The following is a 24004-nucleotide window of genomic DNA, read 5'->3' on the forward strand; positions in this document are numbered from 1 at the left end:
TGCGGCGACACTATATTCCCTATATTGTCTTTTTTCACTTGCGGTGACACTATGTTTCCTATATTGTCTTTTTTCGTTTGCGGAGAAATGACATTGTTAGGTTTCATTTTATTAATTTGAGGAGCAATTAACTCGCTTCCCTTTTTTATTACGTCTGAAATTTTATATTCTTTTTTCGCTTTAATTGGTGGTTGCGGTGGCTGTGGTAACACATTGATAGAAAATTTAGTATTTTCTTTTGTAGTAGGTTTTAGTTTTTCTACTTTCTCTACAACAGGTGGTTTTTGAATGACAGGCGGCTTTTCAACTGGCTTCTCTTTTTGAATCGGAATTTCTTTTTGCACTTCTTTTTGTGGCTTCACTTGCACTTCCTTTTGCGGCTTCACTTGCACTTCCTTTTGCGGCTTCACCTGTATTTCTTTTTGCGGTTTTATCTGCATTTCTTTTTGCGTTTGTTGCATAGCTGGTTGTTGTGTAATAGGTGTTGATTGATACGTGATCTCATCTTCATCTTCTATTGCAAGTGGCGTTGGTGTTGATGCAAACTCTTTTTGCTGCACCTCTTTTACATATTGTTTCGGGGGCGCTGAACCCGATCCAGTTTGTTGTTTCACATGAACGCTATGCGATGGCACTTTAATTTTCATCCCTGGCATAATTAGGTCTGGATTGCTAAGCTGTGTATTTGTTTTTTTTAGCGTTTCAAAATCCACTCCGTACTTTTTTGCAATTTTCCAAAGGGTCTCCCCTTTTTGCACGATATGAATTTTCAAATTTTCCCCCTCCTGTATAACTTATCTATGAGTAAAAACACTTTGAAGTAACACTTTCTAAACAACATTAACTTCTTTTACTTTTATCACTTCTTCTATTTTCAATATGATTCGAAGTGGAATAAGCATAGAAAAACCGCAATGATTTCCTCAACACAATGTATGCCTATTTCATCCTTGTTATGATTATATGTACGAAAAAAAGCAACGGAAACCCCGCTGCTTTAAACGCGCTCTAACATACGATTTAATGCAAGAACTGCCTCTTCTGTTACTTGTTTCTCTACACGAATAACGTTAATTTGTTCTCCTCTTTCTATGTTCTCAAGTGCCCATAACAGGTGAGGTAAGTCAATTCGGTTCATCGTTAAGCAAGGACACATAAACGGATTTAGCGAAATAATTTCTTTATCTGGATGTTGCTGAATAATTCGGTTCACTAAATTCATCTCTGTACCAATCGCCCACTTACTTCCCGCCGGAGCTGCTTCAATCATATCAATAATATATTTCGTTGATCCTGCATAATCAGAAGCAGCAACCACTTCATAACAACATTCAGGGTGAACAATAATATTCATATCCGGATGATTTTTTCGCACATTTCCAATATTTTTCACAGTGAAGTTTTGATGAACAGAACAATGGCCTTTCCATAAAATCACTTGAATTTCTTCTATATCTCCATCGTACTCTAATGAATCTGTATGCGGGTTCCACACTGCCATTTTTTCTAACGGAATACCTAAATCATACGCTGTATTTCTCCCTAAATGTTGGTCTGGTAAAAAGACGAGACGCTCTTTTTGTGTAAACGCCCAAGACACCATTTGTTTTGCATTAGAAGAGGTTACTGTTGCCCCTCCATTACGACCACAAAACGCTTTGATCGCAGCTGTTGAATTTACATACGTTAATGGAATCATCGTATCCCCAAATAATTTCGCGAGCTCTTTCCACGCTCTTTCTGTTTGTTCAATATCTGCCATATCTGCCATAGAACAGCCGGCACGCATATCTGGTAAGATGACAATTTGATCATCTGTCGTTAACATATCTGCCGTTTCTGCCATAAAGTGCACACCACAAAACACAATATATTTTGCCTCTTTATTATTCGCTGCAACTTGCGCGAGTTGAAGTGAGTCCCCTGCTGCATCTGAAAATTGCACCACTTCATCTTTTTGATAATGATGTCCTGGAATAAATAGTAATGCCCCCATTTTTTCTTTAATTTCACGGACACGCTCTTCCATCTCTAATGTAGACATCGTTTGATAACGCTCTGGTAACATTACTTCGATTGGCTGAACTTTCTCTAAAATACCCATTTATGATTCTCCCCCTCTAAACCACTCTCATTAGGCCTCAATATTAAAACTAATATCAAGTGCTTTCACTGAATGTGTTAACGCTCCAAGTGAAATATAATCTACCCCTGTTTTTCCGTATTTTGATAAATCTTCAATTGTAATACCACCTGAAGCCTCCGTAACGATGGCACTTGGTACAATTTTTGAAAACTCACGAATCTCTTCTGGCGTACGATTATCGAACATAATAACATCTGCGCCGGCCTCTACTGCTTCTCTTACTTGCGCCTCTGTCTCTGTTTCGACTTCTACTTTCACCATATGTCCCAATCTTTCTTTCACCGATGTAACAGCTTTTGTAATCGAGCCAGCAAAAGCAATATGATTGTCTTTAATCATGACACCATCATATAAACCGAATCTGTGGTTAAATCCGCCCCCGCATACTACAGCATATTTATCAAACATACGTAGTCCTGGCATCGTTTTTCTCGTATCACAAATGCGTGTATGACTGCTATCTAAAGCAAAAACCGCCTTACGTGTCATCGTCGCTATCCCGCTCATACGCTGAATAACGTTTAATATAACGCGCTCTGCCGTTAATAATGATGCGATTGGGCCTTGCACGGTTGCAATTATTTCGCCTTTTTCTACAAGATCCCCATCTTTTTTATGAAGTTCAACTTCAATTCTCTGATCAATTAATTTAAATCCTTCTTCAATTACTAAGCACCCTGCAAATACCCCTGTATCCTTTACAAGAAACGTTCCTTTCGCAAGTGCATTATCGGGAAAGATAAGCTGAGATGTTACATCTCTTTCTCCTATATCTTCTAGAAAAAATCGATTTAATGCTTCCTTAACTTTTAACGTATTCATAAAAACCCTCTTCCCCTTATTAAACAAGTTGTAGTTTTCTTCTCACTCGGATAATCTCTTTTTTCACGCTATTTCTTTCTGGATAATCAATGCGATAATGACCACCAATACTGTCTTCTCTTTGCAAAGCTGATACTGTTATAAGCTCACAAACTGTTAACATATTAATAAGCGTTATCTCTTCATTTGTAAGTGCATCATATTGTAAGATCATATTTCGCACACCGTACCTACTAAACCATCTCTGAGCATATGATAAATTTTTCTCAGTTCGCACAATCCCAACATAGTTCATCATGCATTCTTGTATTTCTTCTTTCAACGGTAAATCATTAAGAGCTATAAAACTTTTCCCTCTCTCTTCCGGCACATTTTTTCTTTCCTCTGCTGGCTTAGCTAAAATGTGTTTTCCTATTCGTCTTCCAAACACAAGACCTTCTAATAATGAATTACTCGCCAATCTATTCGCACCATGAACTCCATTACAAGCCACTTCACCGACCGCATATAAGTTTGAAATGGACGTCTCTCCGTCACAATTCGTCTTCACGCCGCCCATATGAAAATGAGCGCCCGGTACGACCGGAATAGAATTTTCTTTTAAATCAATACCATTCTTTTTACATAATGATGAGACGGTCGGAAAACGTTGTTCAAAGTTTTGAATGGTTTCGATGTTTAAGTACACTTTTTCACCTGCAAGAAGTTGTTCATGAATAGCCCTTGCCACTACATCACGCGGTGCGAGATCTTTCCCGGGATGTATATCCATCATAAAACGCTGTCCTTTTCCATTTATAAGGACAGCTCCTTCACCACGGACTGCTTCAGAAACGAGACCACAACATCGTCCGTCCACGTATAACATCGTCGGATGAAATTGTACAAATTCTAAATCAACAAGTTCCCCCCCAGCTCGATATATCATCGCAAGTCCATCGCCTGTAATTGTCTCATCATTCGATGTAAAGGCGTACAAACCACCTATTCCTCCTGATGCTAACACCGTATTATCAGCATAGTAACGCTTCAGCTTCCCTTCACTATTTCGCGTTAAAGCTCCTATGCATTTATTATTTTCTATAATAAAATCGAGCACCATTTCATGCTCAACGACAGTAACGTTCGGAACTACTTCTTGTATTAAATACTCTAATAGATTTTTACCAGTTGCATCTCCTCCGGCATGTAAAATGCGCCGTTTTCGATGCGCCCCTTCTTTACCAAGGTGGATCCCTTTTTCATCCCCATCAAATTTCATTCCATTCGTAATAAGCTTACTTATTTCTTTCGGTCCCTCTTCAACTAAATAACGAACTGCTTCTTCGTTGTTATAATGGCAACCTGCCACTAATGTATCTTCAAAATGCCCACTCGGATCGTCATATGTAGCAACTGCTGCTGCAATTCCTCCTTGAGCTAAATGTGTATTATTATTACGTCCTGTTTTTTTTGTGATAATTATCACATTCTTTTCGTGACAAAGCTCTTTCGCAACACGAAGCGCCGCAACGCCACTTCCAATAATCAAGACATCTGCACTTGGCATAATTGTTGCCTCCCACTTTACACTTTCCAACTGTCTTGACACCTATATTTACATAGTTTTAAAATAATGACAAGAGTTTTTTTACAATTCTTATTTTCACTACCATTCTAAAAACGAAAACAAATGTCACTCTTACTGAAGAGAGGAAATTACATGATGATATATCTAGATTATGCAGCGACAACACCTATGAGCGAAGAAGCTTTAGAAACATATGTAGAAGCAGCAAAGAAATATTTCGGAAATGAACAAAGTTTACACGATATCGGCGGAAGCGCATCATCTTTATTGCAAGTTTGTAGAGAAACATTTGCAGAAATGATCGGGGGTAAGGAACAAGGTGTATTCTTTACAAGCGGCGGTTCAGAATCTAACTACCTTGCGATTCAATCCCTTCTAAATGCCAGAAATGGAAAGCACATTATTACGACACCTATGGAACACGCATCGATTCGAAGTTATTTTCAATCCTTACAATCGCAAGGTTATACTATTACTGAGATTCCTGTTGATAAAAGTGGGATAATTCATTTAGTAGATTTAGAAGCAGCTATTACAGAAGATACTGCTCTAGCAAGTATACAGCACGGAAACTCTGAAATCGGGACCGTTCAAAACATTGCAGAGATCGGAGCACTTTTAAAAAAATATAATGTTTTATTTCATTCGGATTGTGTTCAAACGTTTGGTAAACTTCCAATAGACGTTAAAGCGATGGAGATTGATAGCCTCTCTGTTTCAGCCCATAAAATATACGGACCAAAAGGAGTTGGAGCTTGCTATATAAATCCGCAAGTTCGCTGGGAACAAGTATTTCCAGGAACTTCTCATGAAAAAGGCTTTCGCCCTGGTACAGTGAACGTTCCTGGAATCGCTGCTTTTTTAACAGCCGCAGAGCATATATTAAAGAATCAAAAGGAAGAGAGCTTTCGTTTTAAACAATTACGATCTTATTTTTTAGAGCAATTACAAACACTTCCTCTAGAAATTGAAGTGAAAGGACATTCTACTTCTTGTTTACCACATATTATTGGGGTTACAATAAAAGGAATAGAAGGTCAGTATACAATGTTAGAATGTAACCGTCATGGTATAGCCATTTCAACTGGAAGTGCTTGCCAAATCGGTAAACAAGACCCTTCAAAAACAATGCTTGCAATTGGAAAAACGTATGAAGAGGCAAAACAATATGTCCGCTTTTCTTTCGGACATCACACAACGAAAGAACAAATTGATACAACTATTCATGCACTACACACAATTGGAAATCAATTTTATAGAGGTGTTAAATCATAATGAAACAAAATGATCAAAAAAAGATTTTAGGCGAAGAAAGACGACAACTCATCCTTGAGTGGCTTCTTGCTGCAAATGAACCGTTATCAGGGAATGAACTATCTAAAAAGACAAACGTAAGTAGGCAAGTTATCGTTCAAGACATTTCCTTACTAAAAGCACGAAATGAACCAATTATTGCGACTGCACAAGGGTATTTATATTTAAAGCCACAAACAAGACAACAAGCTTTTGAACGCGTAATCGTATGCCAACATAAACCGGCAGAAGTACGTCAAGAACTTACTATGTTAGTTGACCACGGCGTTACGATTAAAGACGTAAAAGTTGAGCATCCTGTATACGGCGACTTAACAGCATCGATTATGGTAAGTAATCGCTTCGATGTAGAACAATATTTACAAAAAATCGAAAACACAAACGCTTCCTATCTTTCGCAACTGACAGATGGTATTCACTTACATACAATCGAAGCAGATTCTAAAGAGAAATTAGATGCTGCCTGTGAGGCACTAGACCGCGCTGGATTTCTCGTTTATTAATGTAAAGCACAGAGTTTTTTATCATTCTCTGTGCTTTTATTTTGTAAATGATATAATATTGTAATCAATTGTAAAGGAGGTCAAATATGGGAATTGAACTCGTTCACTTTAGCACCGGTAAACCGAAACAAATGAAATATGGCGAAGATAAAGAAATGATAACAGGTATATGTAAAGATCCTACAGAAGAGGCCTTCCTCTCAAAAGACGGATTCCGTGGTGATGATGTAGCGGATTTAAAACACCACGGGGGACCTGATCGCGCAGTTTGTGTGTACCCACACGAGCATTACGCACTATGGGAAGAGGAATTTCAAACTACACTTCCCGCTTCCACATTTGGCGAAAACATTACCGTAACAAATATGTTAGAGCGTGATGTTTGCATCGGAGATACATATCAACTAGGCGAAGCAATCATTCAAGTAACACAAGCTCGCGTACCTTGTAGCACAATTTCAAAACGTGTCGGTATTCCTGGCATTTTACCACGCATTGTAGCAACTGGATATACTGGCTACTTATGCCGCGTTCTTCAAGAAGGTACTGTGCGTAAAGATTCTAAAATTACATTACTAGAGCGTCCATCAAACAATGTATCTGTTTTGTTCTCTAACGAAATTTATTTTCATAATAGGAAAGATAAAGATGGCATTGAGAAGGTTCTTGCTGTACAAGAACTAGCCGAGATTTGGCGTGGTCAGTTAGAGGATCGTCTTTCGAAGTTAAAATAATAAATCCCACCTTTTATAGGTGGGACTCTATTTATCTATCATACGGTATACTAGCGACCGAAATTATATCGACTTAACTACAAAATACGACAAACACTCCCCTTACAACCAATAAGAAGAATAACTCCCCAGCACAGTAACAGAAAACCCGAGTGCTTCAAGTTCCATTGTTACGCCTGGCAATAATACATCATCGTATGCTTTGTCGACGTCGATTAAGAAAAAGTAATTTCCAAGGCCTGTTTTCATCGGGCGCGATTCAATTTTGGATAAGTTTAATTTTCTCCATGCGAAAGCTGATAACACTTGATATAGTGCCCCTGCGTAATCAGCAGGTAACGTTATCATAAGCGTCGTTTTCTCTCCTCGGTTTTCTCCGTTATTTGGGAGTACTGCTTTCTTTTTCTTATGGAGAACAAGGAAACGTGTATGATTGTTTTTATGCGTATGAATATCACGCCTTACAATTGTTAATCCGTATTTTTCTGCCGCTGCTTCATTTGCAATAGCTGCAATTTTTTTTTCAGGATGTTCTTTCACATATTGTGCAGCAGCGCTTGTTGATGTCATATCGCGAACGGTTACCCCTTTTAATTCCTCATTTAAAAATTTATGGCACTGTGCAATGGCATGCGGATGAGAATGTACAGCGTATACTTCTTTCCACACTCCTTCGTACTGCGGGTGTACGAGTAAATGTTGCTGAATTGGCACTGTAATTTCTCCTACAATGGAAAGTGGCTGCTCATGTACGAGATAATCAACCGTTATATTAACTGAACCTTCTATGGCGTTCTCTAACGGTACAACCGCATAATCTACATTTTCATTTGCAGCTGCATCAATACAATCTGGAATCGTTCGATACGGTACATGCTCTGCTTCCGGAAAAAAACGACTCACCGCCATATTTGTAAATGTTGCCTCTGGTCCTAAATATCCTACTCGAATCATCGTCTTTTCCCTCTCTTTTTCGTTTTCTTACTGTTATACCACAATTTTAAATATTCTTCTATGTAAATTTCGAATATTTAAAAAAGACTAGCATTCGCTAGTCTAAATGTTTCCTATATTCTCTTTGAGCGAAGAAGAAATACATAATGCATGCAGCAATGTAAAATAAAATAAACAAGCCTACTTTTCTTAATGAACCGTCCATAAAGATCGTATTATGAAACGTATATAACGCAACTGCACTATGCATACTCCCTACTATAATAGGCGCAAAAAATAGCATACATAATTGCCAACGAGAAATCTTCCACACCTCTTCCTTTGTCATCCCAAGTTTAGAGAGTGCACCATACTGTTTACGATCCGATGCAATATTATGAAACCATTTAAAATATACGATACTGCATGAAGTAAGGAAGAATAATATACTAATGAATGAGCCTACAAATAGAGTAATATTACCGAACTCTTTCATATTCACATATAACTCCATATTACTTCGAAATGCATCATTTGTATCTTGTTTCATATGTTTCCGTAAATCTGCATTCAAATCTTTCGTATTTTCGATATTTGGTAATGTGTAACCTCTATATATCATTTTTTCAGAATCCGTAATTGTATTTGATATAATCTCAAAATCTTCATCATTCATGACGAAAAACAGACCATTAATGTGCGAAGGGTGATAGTTAAATTGTACCCCTTCTTTCTGACCGTTAAATGCAAATTGATATGTTTGATTTATTACTTGTAATTGAATCTCTTTTTGATTATATACATTCGGATGATTGCGTTTATTATAATAAACAAGTGTAACTGTTCCTTTTTTAGGATGATACGTTTTCTGTTTTTGTTTTCTCGCCTCTTGATTGTATTCACTTTCCTTTATAAGCGGCGCTACCTCTGTTTCTCCCTTATTGGACTGAAAAGATGCATACACTCCAACAAAACTCATATATTGAAAATCATCATATCCATATTGATGTAATAAGTTTTCAACCTTGTCTTTCTCGAAAACTTCATGAGCAGAAGTGCCTTTTTCTATGTATGAAAATGAGTGTACTCCTCCGCCACGCCACATATCTTGCATGCTAGAAAAATATAAGAACACCGTACCTGTCGCCGTAACGACAAACGTTGTTGCCATAGACAACAGAAAGAAAAAGCGACTATTTTCCTTCATTCGATGTGACAATTGATTCACTATAAATAAATACGGATATGTATACATAATCCTTTTATTTCTTTTTATCACTTCTAATATTTGTGTAGCGCCATGTGTAAATGAAAAATACGTCCCAAAAGAAATGAGTATAACAACCGGAAAAAAGTATAATGCTATCGTTGTCATCGTCACTTGTAGCGCTAACGCATATCCCGTCCCTAAACAAGCAAAACCGAATAAACAAAGCCACTTTGATGTTTTCCTCTCTCGTTTATCTGTTCGAAATTCTTTTAATAACCGTATGATTTTTATATTCCATATACGTAAAGCACTTATAAAAGATAACAGAACAAAGACAAGCATATATGTAACAAACGTTACACCAATCGCTCTCATGTCAAATATGACAGGGAGTTCTTTCGGAAGATGAAGTAACATACTAAATACCATAAAAAAGAGTTTTAAAGAAATCATGCCAAGCCCAATACCGAAAATATTAGCGAAAATTCCGATCAATATTTGCTCGGTCATAATCACTCCTATTACGTTAGATTTCGTTGCTCCCATTAACATATATAACCCTAATTCTTTCTTACGTGCTTCTATGAAAATAGAAGTAGAATACAAAATAAATATGACGAAAAAAGAAATAATTATAACGTTACATATGATAAGCCCCCAGCGTACATTTTGATACCACATCGTCTCTTGCATATACGGATGTACAATGACAGACATGTATGCATAAGAAGCTAATATGGCAAAACAACTACTTAAGAAAAACACTTTATAATTACGCCAATTTCCCTTTATATTTTGCAGCGCTAGTTGCCGAATGTTCATCTATCGTCCTCCTGTAACTTACTACACACGTAAAAAGCTAGAGGTTCCCCTAGCTTTTTACGTGTTTTAAATATCCTCTTTGCGCAATCATAAAGTAAATTGTAGAAGCTAAAATATATGCTCCAATTACTATCGCACCTGATTTCCACAAATCAATATAAAGCATTTTTCCTAACGTATGAAGAGCAAATCCACTATGAATTGTACCGATTAAAATTGGGATAAAGAAGATAACACCCATTTGTCGAATTGCAATTTTACGAATTTCTTTATCTGTCATACCAATTCTTTTTAATGACTTAAATTGAATACGATCTTGTTCTTTATCATTAAACCATTTAAAGTATGTCATGCTACAAGCAAAGAAGAAGAACAGTACTGCTACGAAGAAGCCGATGAACATTGTAATTGCTCCACCTTCTCTTATATCTTTATAAGCGAACACTGCGTTTCTCAATTCCCCTTGCTTTTCTGGTGCAATTTCCTTTTTCAAATCTAGCACAAGGTCTTCCGTACTTTTCCAGTCTTCAATATAATAACCATAATATTTCGTCTTTTCTTCATCTGGTACGAGCTTTTCGTATTTCTCAAAATCTTGATCATTCACAATGAGATATTCGCTATCATTAAAAACAGAATATGACGTTGGCTCATTTAATTGAGCAGACTGCTTTTGTCCGTTGATTGTAAATTCATACGTTTTCGTACGATCTATCTTCATAAGTTCATTTGCTGCATCAACCATAACCATCGTCGCACTACCTGGTGCATTATGAACCTCTGTAATTTGCTCTTTCTTTTGTTCACGTACTTCCGCGTTATATTCTTTTTCTGAAATAATCGTCATTGGTACTTCACGTTCACTGTTAAACAACATTATTTTCTGTGTTGCAGGTAGTTTTACGTAAGTTACTTTTCGTGCATCTTCAAACCCATGTTTTTTTACAATCTCTTGTTCTTTTTCTTCATTAATCAGGCTATGCGTATTTAGTCCCTTTTCCTCATATGAAATAGCATGCGGTGTAAGCTCTATCGTTTTCGCACTCATATTTTCAAAATATACATAAAGCGTACCAACCGCTGAAGAAACAACCGCCGTAATAATAGAAATAACAAATAGAAAACGAGCATTATCTTTCATTTTATAAATAAGATTGCTAAGTACAAACATATTGGGATACGTATAAAAAGATTGTTTTCGTTTTTGCAATGCTTTTAATACGACTGTACTTCCTTGTGTAAATAGTAAATACGTTCCGCCAATTGTCAGTCCGACAATTGGTAAGAAATACATAATGAAATTCATAATTGTTACTTGGAAACAAAGTATATACGCAGCAATAATACAGCCTATACCAACTACCCCTAACCATGTAAATGCAAAAGGTTCTACTTTTTGTTTTCTTGCCTCTCTTAATAAATCAATAATTTGCAAGCGTCCTACTGTCCAAGCACTAAACAATGATAGTATTAAAAAGAGGATAAAGTATATGCCAGCTGTAATAAGAACTGCTTTTCCATTCCACACAAGCGGCAGTGTTTTATCAATTTTTAGTAAGACACTGAGTGCTTGGAAGAAAAGTTTTGAACAAAGCATTCCAATCCCAATACCTACTACAATGGCAATACTCCCTAACATCAGTTGCTCTAATATAATCATTCGGCCGAGCTGAGACTTTGTTCCACCTATTAACGTTAATAAGCCAAATTCTTTTTTTCTTGCTCGTAAAAACGTTGAATTCGCATATAAAATAAAGAGTGCTGAGAAGATGACTACAATATAATTCATCGATTCTAACCCTTTTGTAATCATCGTCTTCATACTAATATTACCGCTTACGACATCTGGATGATAAATGAAGGAAGCATACATGAAAAATACGACAATCGATAAACAACTACTAATAAGAAACGCTTTATAATTACGCCAATTTCCTTTTACGTTATTAAGCGCGAGCTGGCGAAAGTTCATGATATTCTCCTCCTAGCATCGCAAGTACGTCTAAAATTTCTTGGAAAAAGGCTTGCTTCGTTCTTCCTTTATGTATTTCTGAAAAAATCTCTCCATCACGTATGAAAAGGATACGTTCGCAATAACTAGCGGCTACTGGATCATGTGTTACCATTGCAATCGTTACTTTCTTTTGCTCATGCAAATCTTGAAGTGCTCCCATTAATGATTTCGCTGACTTAGAATCTAGGTTTCCTGTTGGCTCATCCGCTAAAATTAATGTTGGTTCATGAATAATCGCCCTTGCAGCTGCTGCACGTTGTTGTTGTCCACCTGATACTTCGTATACTTTTTTATTTAAAATTTCTTCAATGTTTAAAAACCTCGCAATTTCAAGTACTTTCGCATCAATTTCTTTTACAGATTTCTTCGCCATTACAAGCGGCAAAATAATATTTTCTTTAATCGATAATGTATCAAGTAAGTTGAAATCTTGGAAAATGAATCCTAGATGTGTACGGCGAAATTCCGCCAATTTTGCAGCACGCATTTGATTAATTTCTTCACCATTTACAAGCACATGACCTGAAGTTTGCTTATCAATTGTTGCTAATAAATTTAAAAGCGTTGTTTTTCCGCTTCCTGAAGGCCCCATAATCCCTACAAACTCGCCTTCTTCAATTTTAAAATTTATATCATTTAAAGCAGTCGTCGCTACTGAACCTTTTGATTGGTACACCTTTGTTAATCCTTTTACTTCAAGAACACTCATTTCTAATCCCCCTACGTGTTTTCTTCTTACATTTACTATAAGAAAAATAAGAAAAAGAAACGAGTGATTTCCCTTACAAAACGTTTTGTTATCTTACAGTTTTGTCATTTTTCTCATTAATGTATGATATTCTTCATCTTTTGCAAATTGGAACGTAACTGTTGTTCCTTCCCCTTCAGTTGATTGTACATACACTCCATGATGTAAATTACCGCAGATTTCCTTCGTAATATATAAACCCATACCTGTCGCTTCCCTTGTTTTACGGCCGTTTATTCCCGTAAAGAACGGATCAAATATACGCTTTACATCTTGCTCAGGAATACCAATTCCATTGTCCTTAATATGTAATAACACCTTTTGATCTTTCTCTTCAATTTGAAATTGAATTTCTTTTTTCTCTGCTTCTGAAATTTTTGTATACTTAATTGCATTCACAACAATTTGGCTCATCGCGATACTAAGCCACTTTCTATCAGACGCAATCATACAAGTCTCTTCTTCAAACATCATTTTCGGAAATACAGAAGATTGAATGAACGACTTCCGATTTTCATTAATAATATCTCGAATGACCTCTATAACATTTACTACTTCTACTTTATAGTCTTTCGAAAATTGATCTAACCTTGCCATATGTAACGCTAAATCTAACCCATTTAAAATACGGTTATTTTCTTCACGAATACTTTCAATCGTTCCCCTTGCTTCACGGTGCTCCTTACCATATTTCTGTAACAATAATTCAATAACGGATACTGGTGTTTTCATTTGATGGATCCACTGGTTCATAAAAATCATTTGCTGTTGCTCTTTTGCATGCTGCTTATGAACTTCATTCATATATTGCTGCCTTAATAGCGTAAACGCTTCAACAACCATTTCTTGCTCTGACGTATAAGAAGTATCGATAAGTAAAGAGTCATGTAATGTATGTCCACCGGCAATATACTGTTCTATCCTCTTTAAAAACACACTTCGTTTTCGGTAATCGTAAATAAGGTATACACTAAACACAACTGTCCCTAATAAAAGTCCGTATAACCATGTACTCCAGTCCAGCGCACGCTTTTCTAAAAGGCTTTGCAACTGCAATACGAGTCCAAATAAACAAAGGCTTATAATGTAAGCAAGGATTAAGGAAAAACGTTCTATGAGGTAATTTTTAACCTTCATGCCCTTCGCCCCACTCAGTAAGAAGAGCATAACCGTACCCACGCTTTGTGACAATTGCATTTTTAATGCCTAACTCCTCAAGTTTCTTCCTTACACGCTTTACATTCACGGTTAATGTATTATCATCAACAAAAGCTACTTCATCCCATAAAGCCTCTAACAGCTCTTCACGTGTCACGTATTGATTTGCTTGTTTCATTAAACATTCTAATAAATAAAACTCATTTTTTGTAAGTTCCGTTTGTTGACCTTTCCACTCTACTGTGTGCTGTGATGGGAATAATAACAATCCATTAACACCTAAGCAGTCACTTTCTGCGGCCAAAGCATACTCACCATACCCGCGGCGGAGTGCACTTTTCACCTTTGCCATTACGATATCTAAATGGAATGGCTTTGTAATGTAATCATCTCCGCCATTTTCAATCGCCATTACTTGATCCATTTCCCCTGTTCTTGCAGAAACAAAAATAATCGGCGCATTCGATACAGTGCGGATTTGGCGGCACCAGTAGAAGCCATCAAAGTATGGTAAATTAATATCAAGTAACACAAGATGAGGACTTACTTTTACAAACTCATCTTTTATATGCCGTAAATCGCTCACTCTGAAAGATTGATATCCATACCTTTCTAAATGCTCCTCTAATATCTCTGCAATTTTTTCATCATCTTCTACAATTAATATTTTATACATATTCCTTTTCTCCCCATAAAATATTCTTCTAAAATCACTCCTTTTTCTATTATAAATTGAAACTTTAATCAATGGGGATTTTTTCCTATATCGACTTATGGTTCACCTATATGAATTGGGTTTTTACTGGACTCAAATAACGAAAAAAAAGACCGCCATATTTCGGCAGTCTTAATCGATAAATTCAAATTGATATTCAAGAATTTTCACAATATCTCCGTCTGTTGCACCACGTGCACGAAGGGCTTCATCAATACCCATTCCACGCATTTGACGAGCAAATCGGCGTACAGATTCATCACGTGAGAAGTCTGTCATCTTGAATGTTTTCTCAATGTCATAACCAGAAATAACAAATGTGCCATCACTTTCGCGTGTAATTTCAAAATTAGATTCAGATTCAAATTTGTACATTACACTTGCTTCAGATTCTTCTACATCATCGTACATTGGGAATTCTGGTGTTGTTTCTAATAAGTTCGCTACTTCAAATAGTAAGTCACGAACACCTTGTTTCGTTACAGCTGAGATTGGGAAAATTTTCACTTCGTCTCCCAATTTCTCTTTAAATGCTTGTAAGTTTTCTTCTGCATCTGGCATATCCATTTTGTTTGCAACAACAACTTGTGGACGCTCAGTTAAACGCATATTGTATTCTTTTAGTTCATTATTGATTGTGACATAATCTTCATATGGCTCACGTCCTTCTAAACCAGACATATCGATAACGTGTACAATTACACGTGTACGTTCGATATGACGTAAGAATTGGTGTCCAAGTCCAACGCCGGAGTGTGCGCCTTCAATTAGTCCAGGAAGGTCAGCCATAACGAAGCTGCGGTTATCACCAGTTTCAACAACACCAAGATTCGGAACGATTGTTGTAAAGTGATATTCTGCAATTTTCGGACGTGCTGATGATACAACAGATAATAATGTAGATTTACCTACACTTGGGAATCCAACAAGTCCAACATCTGCTAGCACTTTAAGTTCTAGCGTGACATCACGTTCTTGACCTGGTTCCCCGTTCTCAGCGATTTCTGGCGCTGGGTTCGTCGCTGTTGCGAAACGTGAATTACCACGGCCACCACGGCCACCTCTTGCGATTACAGCTGTTTGTTCATGCGTTACTAAATCGGCAAGAATTTCACCTGTTTTTTCATCTTTCACTATTGTTCCTGGTGGAACCTTTACGATTAAATCTTCAGATTTACGACCGTGCTGACCTTTACTCATTCCGTGCTGACCGCGATCAGCTTTGAAATGACGTTGGTAGCGGAAGTCCATTAATGTACGTAAGCCTTCCTCAACAACAAAAACAACATCTGCACCTTTACCACCGTCGCCACCTGCTGGGCCACCTTTAGGTACATACTTCTCACGACGATACGCAACCATTCCGTTACCACCGTCGCCGCCTTTTACATATATCTTGACCTGATCTACAAACATTATTTCACCACACTTTTTTCGATTAGTTGTAATATAACTGAGACTTCTTCGTCTCGTACTGTATAAGAAATGGAATACCATTTATTGTTTTCGTTCGCAAGCCACGTTTGTAGTTCTTCTACATTCGTTAGCTTTCCACGAAAATCAAAAAAGAAACGAGCATTCTCCGCGTCACTTTCAATTGTGATACAAACATAATTTTCAACATATACGTCTAAACTATGCTGAAGCATTAAGAAAAACTGATTCGTCCATGTACATACAGTCTCATCTAGATGAGATAAGTTATGTAATTTCCCTAATACTTCGTACTCCAATAAGCACGGTTGCTGTTTCCAATTATATGTTAAAATCCACTCTGAAAATAAAGGCATTGATAGCCCCATCAGATTGGATTCTTGTCTCGCTTCTTGGACAAAACGATCGATGAGCCTATGAATCTCTTCCACTTTTCCAAGGGAAAGATTTCCTTTAACCATCTGCAAACGATTGAGCCAATCATGTCTCGAGTGGCTCAACGCATCTATAATTGTCCATTTTTCATTCATTTAGATACCCCTTAATATAGAAAAACTCTAACCTGCACTCAGGTTAGAGTTTTCCGTGAGTTCTTATGCTTCTTGAGCAACAGGATATACGCTCACTTGTTTGCGGTCACGACCAAGACGCTCAAAGCGTACTACGCCGTCAACTTTCGCGTATAAAGTGTCATCGCCACCACGACCAACGTTAACACCTGGATAAATTTTTGTACCGCGTTGACGGTAAAGAATTGAACCACCTGAAACCGTTTGACCATCTGCGCGTTTAGCACCAAGACGTTTTGACTGAGAGTCACGACCGTTCTTTGTACTACCTACACCTTTCTTAGATGCGAAAAACTGAAGATCTAATCTTAACATACGTTACACCTCCTGCACTTTTTCTATTAAACGGATATACTTTCCGTAATCAAGTTCAATCGTCTTAAGTGAAACAACCAATCCTTCTAAAAGTATTTGTGCTTTTTCTGCTGTATGAACGTCTAAATCATTAGGCAATTCATACGTCAAGAATCCGCCATCACTTCCGAGTTCAATAGTTGCCTGCACATTACAAAGTTCTTCCACTGCATTTATAGAACCAAACACAACCGCTGTAGTTCCAGCACAGACAAGATCTTGTCCATGTGGCGCATAATTGGCATGTCCAGTCATTTTAAATGATCGGATACTTCCTAGTTTCGTGCGACTTATCGTAATCTTAATCATCTTAACCAGAATTAAGCGTTGATAGCTTCAACTACTAGCTTAGTGTAAGGTTGACGATGACCTTGTTTCTTACGATTGTTCTTTTTCGCTTTGTATTTGAAAACGATGATTTTCTTAGCGCGACCTTGTTTTTCAACTTTCGCAGTAACTGTTGCACCCTCTACAACTGGGCTACCAACTTTCACGTTTTCGCCACCAACGAAAAGAACTTTGTCAAAAGTAACAGTTTCACCAGCTTCAACATCTAATTTTTCAATGTAGATTGCTTGACCAGCTTCAACTTTAATTTGTTTTCCACCTGTTTCGATAATTGCGTACATACTTGCACCTCCTCTTAATTACTAAGACTCGCCAAAAACGAGGTAGACATAAAATGTCTTTAGGGAACCTGTCTTGTGCGGTTGTAGCATATAGCAGTTTAGGTGCTATAAACTATAACATAAAAATATTACCATGACTCATTGACTATTGTCAATGAATGTTCTGCTAACTATTTTTTCCGTTCTACAATTTCTTTCTTACTTCCAAAACGGATAATAGCGTACTTTTCGATAATATCATCTTTGAAATAAATTTCAAATGGAATATTTTTTTGTAATTCTTTTTGTGAAAAATGTTTTTGTACTTTTTTTGAAGCACCAATCAATACAGCTTCATCCTCTATATTACCATAAGTAATAAGCTCTCTCTCTAGCTCATACGCAATTGTTTCATTAGATATAACGTAACCTGTCGCTTTACAAGGCGCACACTCTTCTAATAATACGTCACGTAACGAATGTTTCTTGCGCTTACGCGTCATCTCTAAAATACCTAACTCTGTAAACCCAAGCACTCTTGTATATGTGCGATCATCTTGTAAAGCTATCATTAAACGCTCTCTTACCTTCTCTTTATCTTCCCGTCTTTTCATATTAATAAAATCAATTAATATCATCCCGCCAATATCACGAAGTCTTAATTGACGAGCAATCTCTTCAGCAGCCATTTCATTTGTGCGAAATACGGTATCTTGTAAATTTTGTTTTCCAGTAAATTTACCTGTATTCACATCAATTACAGTCATCGTCTCCATTTGTTCTACAATTAGATAGGCACCATTTGGTAGCCACACAATTTTTTGAAGTGCTTTCTCGATTTCACGATCTATTCCAAAGTGGTTAAACATCGAAGATTTTTCATTATAAAAGGATACTCTTTCTTTCCCTACTTTTTCTTCTAATTCTTTTACTATACTTCTCGTATCTACAACTATTTTTTCAATTGTTTCAATTGGGTTCTCCTGAAATACACGATCTAAAAACGTCGCTGGTTGATGAAGTAGTAAGGGCGCCTTCCCTTGATCTTCTTTTCTTTTTAACTCTTCATATAACTGCTGCAACCCTTGCATTTCAGCTTGTATTTCATCGATCGTTCCTTTTTCAGAAGCAGAACGGAAAATGTATCCACCTGTTCCTTCTACTTCAATTCCCAGTAACTGTTGTCTTCTTTTATTATTTTTTATTTTCCGAGAAACAGCGCGCATGTCATCATAGGGCATGTAAACGACATATTTTCCGGTAACTTCTATCTTCGCCGTTAATTTTGGCCCCTTCGTATCAATTGCCTCTTTCACAACTTGTACAAGTATCGCCTGTCCTTCATGTATGCGATATGAAGATGGTACATCATCAAATGAAAGATATGCATGTTTTTCTAATCCGATATTTACAAAGGCTGCGTTCATTCCAGCAATTGTTCTTACGATACGCCCAACATAAATATGTCCGACAATCTCCTGCTCTTCATTCCGTTTCCATAAAAGCTCTACAATTTTTTGTTTCTCTTCTATCGCAACACGCTTTTCCGAACCAGTGTAGTTAATATATAACGTCTTCAAAATTCTTTCCTCACTTTTCATTTCTTTTCCTTACAATATAAAAGGTTAGTGTCGTCGTCAACACTAACCAATTAATTCTTCAACAGATGAGGTTGTTCGTTTTTCAGCAAAATACGCATACAACAATTCATTTTCGTCCAATGTGTAATGCTCTTTATATTTTCCATGGACGATAATAGAGTGTTTATATCCTCTGCGAAATTTTGTGAAAATCGTATATAAATGATCTTCCGTTTTCACCTCAATAGGTGCTATTTTTTCAATATCTCTTTTATTCCCATAATAACGCTCTAATAAAAAACGCATAAATGCGTACCGTCTTTGTTTCCATTCTTGATATAAAGAAATCGCTAGAAAAACGAGTAATACCCACATCATAATGTTATTACTATTCCAAAGTAACTGCCATCCTAATATTACACTAAAAAAAACACATGACAATTTCATCATCTTTTCATGTGCTTGTAAATAGGGAAAACGATATGATAATACATTAAATAATACTTTTCCACCATCAAGTGGCCAAATAGGCAATAAATTAAACCCTAAAATAATGACATTATTCCATACAAAGAAATGGTACAAATCGTCAGTTACCCAGCCCGCTTTATACAAAATGTAAGCGACCGCAATCATCCATATATGCTGAATTGGCCCCGCCATAACGACAATTAATTCTTCTTTTAAAGATTTATTCCCATGTTCTTCCATCTCAACTACGCCACCAAACGGCAAAAGCTGAATTTGTTTAATACGCCAATTATAATACGCTGCGGCAAAAGCATGCCCAAGTTCATGAACTAAAACGATACAAAATAGTAATAGTAACTCTTTAAAACGTGCTGTAAAAATACCAATGACAATAATAACCCAAAACAACGGATGCACAGAAATTTTCGTGAAAACATCCCTATATTTAATCAAATGAAATCACCTGAATTGGATCAATAAATTTTTCATTCTTTTTTATTGCAAAATAAAATTTGCCATTTTTATTATTTTCATCATTACTCACTATTCCAATTTTTTGTTTCTTTGAAACGTAATCATATAATTTTACTGACATATCATTTAAATTTGCATACCATGACTCCGTACCATCAGCGTGCTGAATTTGAACTGTATTTCCAAGTTCCTCTTTCTTGCCCGCAAAAACAACTATACCTTCATTTACTGACTCCACCGTTGCATTTGTAGCCGTTTGAACAAATACACCCTGGCCGTTTTTTTGAAATCCTTGCATCACCTTTCCAGAGGCAGGAATCGCATAATCCTTTTGCTGAATAGCCTCTTCTTTTTTCTCATTTGGAGAAAAGAACACGAGAGGTTTTCCAAACTGATTTTCATACCATTTCGATATAGTAGCAAATTGAAATTCTTCTTGCATAACTTTTTCTGTAACAGCTCTAGTACCATCAAAAGAAGAAGGTGCGTTCTTAAATAAAATAGCAACCGAAAGAACTAATATTGCTGATAGCAAAACTTTGAAGAGAAAAACTTCTTTTCGAAATAGAGGATGAATTTCCTTCTCCCCCTCTTCAATAAAGACCGTTTCGCTATCAAAATCTCCTCCCGCAAAATACTGCTCTTCTTCTAGCAATTCTTGCTCTGCTTTCCTTTTCGCAATCCGCTTTTTAATTTCTTCCACACGTCTATTCTTCATACTGTCTCCTTTCTTTCGTTAGCCTTATTCAAATAGAAACAGTTATATACAGTTTGTACATATGTATGAGTTATAGAAGGAAGATATTCATGCGAAGAAAAAAGAAAGCACTCCGCATTTATGCGAAGTGCTTTTAACGGATTCCAAAGAAATTTTTCATCTTTGTAAATACCGATACTTTTTCTTGTTCAAATGCTTGTAATGGTACATTCTCACCTAACAAGCGTCTTGCAATATTACGATAAGCTATTGCTGCTTTCCCGCTAGGTTGCAGCGCTACAGGTTCACCTGTATTCGTAGCACGAATAACTTCATCATCATCCTCGACAACTCCAAGAAGCTCGATTGACAGTGTACGTACAATTTCATCAACGTCTAACATATCCTGTTCATGAAGCATATGACTACGCACACGGTTAATTACAAGTTTCGGTGGTTCAATATCCTCTTTCTCTAAAAGCCCGATAATACGATCCGCATCACGCATTGAGGATACTTCTGGTGTTGTTACAACGATTGCTTTATCCGCACCTGCTACTGCATTTTTAAACCCCTGCTCAATCCCCGCAGGACAATCAATTAATATGTAATCATAATCTTGACGTAATACTTGTATTAATTCATCCATTTGTTCAGGTGTTACCGCCGATTTATCGCTCGTTTGTGCTGCAGGTAATAAATAAAGATCATCAAAACGCTTATCTTTAATAAGAGCCTGAGGTAAACGACAACGCCCTTCAACGACATCAACAAGATCAAATACAATACGATTTTCTAGCCCCATTACTACGTCTAAATTGCGTAAACCGATATCTGTATCAATTAAACACACTTTTTTTCCAGATAACGCAAGGGCTGTACCAATGTTCGCAGACGTTGTAGTTTTACCTACTCCGCCTTTTCCAGATGTAATTACTATTGCCTCTCCCACAGCTATACAATTCCCCTTTCTAACTTTGTTAAATTAGGTCTAAGATGAGTGAGAAGTTGCAGGCGATCGACAACAATGTGATTATTCTCATTAATGTACGCACATTCTGCCGCCTCTGCTCCGTCTTCTTTCTCTTCCGGAGCCCGCATTGTCACATCACTAATTCGGAGTTGCATAGGGTTCATAATAGATGCAGCAATAACAGCTTCTGAATCTCCATCATACCCCGCATGTGCAATTCCTCTTAATGATCCCAAGACAAAAATATTCCCCCCAGCGATAACCGTTCCGCCTGGATTAACATCTCCAATTAATAATAAATTGCCTTTTACATGTAACACTTGTCCAGAGCGAACAATTTTGGAAATAGGGACAATTTCTGTTTCTTCTTTCCAAGCTATTGCTTCTGCTTTTGTTATAACATCACTTTCGATTGATTCTACAACAAGGTTCTTCTTATTGCGAATTAACGTACGAATCTCTTCTTGTTGTACTTCTGTTAAATAGCGATTTCCTACTTTAACACGCACTTCAATTAAAGAACGTCCGTCACTCTCATAGTAATGTGTAGAAAGCTTTTCATCCAATTCTTTTAGTAGCTCAGAGAATGAACAGCAATCATCTAAATGAAGTGTTATTCCATCTTTTGTCCCTTTTATCGTTACATTTTGTTGCTTTTTTTCTTCCACTAAAGTTCACCCCACCGATTCAATTCGACATAAAATTAGAAAATCCTTTTTTCTTTTTCTTCTATCGCTTTTGAAAGACGCACTAAATATCGTCTCAGTGGGAAACAAACTATTAATAAGAAAATTCCATTTAGCAATAAAGTAGCAAGGAGACGATCTGTGAAAAAGACAGATGCTGACATGTGAGTACGTCCTAACAAAGTTAAAAACCCATACACATAATACTCTAATGCTGCAATGCCAGCCAGTACGATAGAAGCGACAATAAATAAATTCAATTGTAATACTTTCATCACACTATAAACTAAATAAGCTAAAATCGGATAAGTAAATATATATATACCGACAAGTTCCGTGTATACGGTATCAAATAAGAAACCAAATAATAGTCCGTAGTAAATCCCTTGAACCGGAATATAGTACACTGTAATAAAACATAACACAATTATAAAGAAATGCGGTGCTGCTATACTGCCTTTCCAAAAGACGTCTGTTGGAACAACAGTAGAGAACATATTTTCAAATAAAAAAACAAAAAGGAGCAAAAGAGGAAGAGCTGCTCTTTTTAAAATCGTCATCATCTCTTCTCTCCCTCCTATTCTAACGACGCTGTAGGCATATCACGTTTTGCAACTATAATATGCTCTACATCATTCAAATCAGCGGATGGTTTTACATAAGCCGTTTTTGTTAAACCGTATGGATCTGGCTGAACATCAACAATTTTCCCAATCGCAAGACCTTTAGGGAAGATATCACCAAGTCCAGATGTTACAACTAGTTGATCTTTTTTCACCTCTGCATCAGAGCTAATCTTTGTGAAAAGAAGTAGTTGTTTTTCTTTATCGTAACCTTCAATTAATCCAAAGATATTTTCTTCTCCTTGTACAATAGCAGAAACACGGTTTGTTCGGCTCATCGAACTTAACAACTCTACTGAAGATGTAAACTGAGATACACTTTTTACGCGTCCAACTAAACCTTTCGGAGTTACAACAGCCATATCTTTTTTGATCCCTTGCTGTGCTCCTTTATCAATTCCAACTAAATCGTACCATTTATCGGGATTACGAGAAACCACACTAGCTTGTACTTCCGTATAATCACCACGGGACTTTTCTTTACCTGTTAATTCTCGTAGTTTTTTATTCTCATCGTCTAAATTTTTCACTACTGCAGATAAATCTGCGGTAGAATCTAATTTTGCTTTCAGCTTTTTATTCTCTTCATACGTGCGCTTTACATCTTCTACGTTCTCGAAGAATCCGGCAACATAATTCGCTGGCTTTTGGAATACACGTTCTACAACACCGACAGTATCTTTTATAAACTGCTCTGGCCATGATAAACTGTTCCGTTCTTTCAATGAGATTCCAATCAATGCCACGAGAAGAATAATACTAACTAACAAAACAATTAATCTTTTGTTTAAGAAAAACTGTGGCACGTTCACACCCTCTTAATTTCATTGATTTTTATTTTGCAAT

At 36.8% G+C, this 24004-nt stretch carries 24 protein-coding genes, 1 pseudogene and 1 other annotated feature; of the genes and pseudogenes, 3 read left to right on the plus strand and 22 right to left on the minus strand.

All coding sequences use genetic code 11. From position 1 onward, the window contains the following. From exsA to nadB, 4 genes and pseudogenes are all read right to left on the minus strand, one after another. Nucleotides 1-773 (minus strand): annotated as a pseudogene (gene exsA, locus B5P40_RS13385) (spore coat assembly protein ExsA); the annotation flags it as partial. A gap of 224 nt (nucleotides 774-997) precedes the next feature. Then, nucleotides 998-2104 carry a quinolinate synthase NadA gene (nadA, locus tag B5P40_RS13390; RefSeq protein WP_113709315.1) on the minus strand — a complete coding sequence of 369 codons (1107 nt, stop codon included), beginning with the start codon at nucleotides 2102-2104 and terminating at the stop codon, nucleotides 998-1000. A 30-nt stretch (nucleotides 2105-2134) separates the two neighbouring features. Next, complete coding sequence (gene nadC, locus B5P40_RS13395) at nucleotides 2135-2968, minus strand: carboxylating nicotinate-nucleotide diphosphorylase (protein ID WP_002184918.1); 834 nt, start codon at nucleotides 2966-2968, stop codon at nucleotides 2135-2137. Between the two features lie 19 nt (nucleotides 2969-2987). Then, nucleotides 2988-4517, minus strand: a complete 1530-nt coding sequence (nadB, locus tag B5P40_RS13400; RefSeq protein WP_016120844.1) for an L-aspartate oxidase — start codon at nucleotides 4515-4517, stop codon at nucleotides 2988-2990. A 153-nt stretch (nucleotides 4518-4670) separates the two neighbouring features. Between nadB and B5P40_RS13405 the strand changes: the two genes are divergently transcribed. From B5P40_RS13405 to B5P40_RS13415, 3 genes are all read left to right on the plus strand, one after another. Next, nucleotides 4671-5813, plus strand: a complete 1143-nt coding sequence (locus B5P40_RS13405) for an IscS subfamily cysteine desulfurase (protein WP_113709316.1) — start codon at nucleotides 4671-4673, stop codon at nucleotides 5811-5813. Then, the gene (locus B5P40_RS13410) at nucleotides 5813-6355 is read left to right on the plus strand and encodes a transcription repressor NadR (protein WP_002034157.1); all 543 of its coding nucleotides are present in this window, start codon (nucleotides 5813-5815) and stop codon (nucleotides 6353-6355) included. The genes B5P40_RS13405 and B5P40_RS13410 overlap by 1 nt, the downstream gene beginning before the upstream one ends. Nucleotides 6356-6441: 86 nt before the next feature. Then, a complete protein-coding gene (locus B5P40_RS13415) occupies nucleotides 6442-7089 on the plus strand; it encodes an MOSC domain-containing protein (RefSeq protein ID WP_002129246.1) in 648 nt (215 codons plus the stop codon). A gap of 102 nt (nucleotides 7090-7191) precedes the next feature. On the opposite strand, the gene pheA is transcribed toward B5P40_RS13415, so the two are convergent. The 18 genes from pheA to mreC all read right to left on the minus strand — a co-directional run bounded on the left by pheA (nucleotide 7192) and on the right by mreC (nucleotide 23964). Continuing rightward, nucleotides 7192-8043: a prephenate dehydratase gene (gene pheA / locus B5P40_RS13420; RefSeq protein ID WP_002129247.1), complete on the minus strand. Its 852-nt coding sequence runs from the start codon at nucleotides 8041-8043 to the stop codon at nucleotides 7192-7194. A 97-nt stretch (nucleotides 8044-8140) separates the two neighbouring features. Continuing rightward, entirely contained in the window at nucleotides 8141-10054 is a 1914-nt protein-coding gene (locus B5P40_RS13425) for an ABC transporter permease (RefSeq protein WP_033731352.1), read from the minus strand. A gap of 49 nt (nucleotides 10055-10103) precedes the next feature. After that, entirely contained in the window at nucleotides 10104-12026 is a 1923-nt protein-coding gene (locus B5P40_RS13430) for an ABC transporter permease (protein WP_113709317.1), read from the minus strand. Continuing rightward, on the minus strand, nucleotides 12001-12777 hold the full coding sequence (locus B5P40_RS13435; RefSeq protein ID WP_002015381.1) for an ABC transporter ATP-binding protein: 777 nt from the start codon (nucleotides 12775-12777) through the stop codon (nucleotides 12001-12003). The genes B5P40_RS13430 and B5P40_RS13435 overlap by 26 nt, the downstream gene beginning before the upstream one ends. Before the next feature lie 93 nt (nucleotides 12778-12870). After that, on the minus strand, nucleotides 12871-13953 hold the full coding sequence (locus tag B5P40_RS13440; protein WP_113709318.1) for a HAMP domain-containing histidine kinase: 1083 nt from the start codon (nucleotides 13951-13953) through the stop codon (nucleotides 12871-12873). Next, nucleotides 13943-14650 carry a response regulator transcription factor gene (locus B5P40_RS13445; RefSeq protein ID WP_002034150.1) on the minus strand — a complete coding sequence of 236 codons (708 nt, stop codon included), beginning with the start codon at nucleotides 14648-14650 and terminating at the stop codon, nucleotides 13943-13945. Before B5P40_RS13445 ends, B5P40_RS13440 begins: the two co-directional genes overlap by 11 nt. A 171-nt stretch (nucleotides 14651-14821) precedes the next feature. Then, the gene (obgE, locus tag B5P40_RS13450) at nucleotides 14822-16105 is read right to left on the minus strand and encodes a GTPase ObgE (protein ID WP_002015378.1); all 1284 of its coding nucleotides are present in this window, start codon (nucleotides 16103-16105) and stop codon (nucleotides 14822-14824) included. Next, the gene (locus B5P40_RS13455) at nucleotides 16105-16653 is read right to left on the minus strand and encodes a sporulation initiation phosphotransferase B (protein WP_002015377.1); all 549 of its coding nucleotides are present in this window, start codon (nucleotides 16651-16653) and stop codon (nucleotides 16105-16107) included. The genes obgE and B5P40_RS13455 overlap by 1 nt, the downstream gene beginning before the upstream one ends. A 63-nt stretch (nucleotides 16654-16716) precedes the next feature. Next, on the minus strand, nucleotides 16717-17007 hold the full coding sequence (rpmA, locus tag B5P40_RS13460; RefSeq protein WP_000944957.1) for a 50S ribosomal protein L27: 291 nt from the start codon (nucleotides 17005-17007) through the stop codon (nucleotides 16717-16719). Between the two features lie 3 nt (nucleotides 17008-17010). Beyond that, nucleotides 17011-17355: a ribosomal-processing cysteine protease Prp gene (locus B5P40_RS13465; protein ID WP_002138477.1), complete on the minus strand. Its 345-nt coding sequence runs from the start codon at nucleotides 17353-17355 to the stop codon at nucleotides 17011-17013. 11 nt (nucleotides 17356-17366) lie between these two features. After that, on the minus strand, nucleotides 17367-17675 hold the full coding sequence (gene rplU, locus B5P40_RS13470) for a 50S ribosomal protein L21 (protein WP_000270907.1): 309 nt from the start codon (nucleotides 17673-17675) through the stop codon (nucleotides 17367-17369). 14 nt (nucleotides 17676-17689) lie between these two features. Beyond that, nucleotides 17690-17768, minus strand: a sequence feature (ribosomal protein L21 leader region). A gap of 77 nt (nucleotides 17769-17845) precedes the next feature. Further along, entirely contained in the window at nucleotides 17846-19255 is a 1410-nt protein-coding gene (locus tag B5P40_RS13475; protein WP_002015376.1) for an Rne/Rng family ribonuclease, read from the minus strand. A gap of 42 nt (nucleotides 19256-19297) precedes the next feature. Further along, nucleotides 19298-20158, minus strand: a complete 861-nt coding sequence (locus tag B5P40_RS13480; RefSeq protein WP_002088816.1) for a M50 family metallopeptidase — start codon at nucleotides 20156-20158, stop codon at nucleotides 19298-19300. Next, nucleotides 20151-20897: a M23 family metallopeptidase gene (locus tag B5P40_RS13485; RefSeq protein ID WP_002034147.1), complete on the minus strand. Its 747-nt coding sequence runs from the start codon at nucleotides 20895-20897 to the stop codon at nucleotides 20151-20153. Before B5P40_RS13485 ends, B5P40_RS13480 begins: the two co-directional genes overlap by 8 nt. Before the next feature lie 133 nt (nucleotides 20898-21030). Beyond that, entirely contained in the window at nucleotides 21031-21828 is a 798-nt protein-coding gene (minD, locus tag B5P40_RS13490) for a septum site-determining protein MinD (protein ID WP_000503308.1), read from the minus strand. Nucleotides 21829-21830: 2 nt separating this feature from the next. Continuing rightward, entirely contained in the window at nucleotides 21831-22517 is a 687-nt protein-coding gene (minC, locus tag B5P40_RS13495; protein WP_002015372.1) for a septum site-determining protein MinC, read from the minus strand. Nucleotides 22518-22552: 35 nt separating this feature from the next. Beyond that, on the minus strand, nucleotides 22553-23098 hold the full coding sequence (gene mreD, locus B5P40_RS13500; RefSeq protein ID WP_113709319.1) for a rod shape-determining protein MreD: 546 nt from the start codon (nucleotides 23096-23098) through the stop codon (nucleotides 22553-22555). A gap of 14 nt (nucleotides 23099-23112) precedes the next feature. Then, on the minus strand, nucleotides 23113-23964 hold the full coding sequence (gene mreC, locus B5P40_RS13505) for a rod shape-determining protein MreC (protein WP_002190778.1): 852 nt from the start codon (nucleotides 23962-23964) through the stop codon (nucleotides 23113-23115). Nucleotides 23965-24004: the final 40 nt, after the last annotated feature.

This window comes from Bacillus sp. SRB_8 (assembly GCF_003264205.1).
Taxonomy (GTDB): Bacteria; Bacillota; Bacilli; order Bacillales; family Bacillaceae_G; genus Bacillus_A; species Bacillus_A mycoides.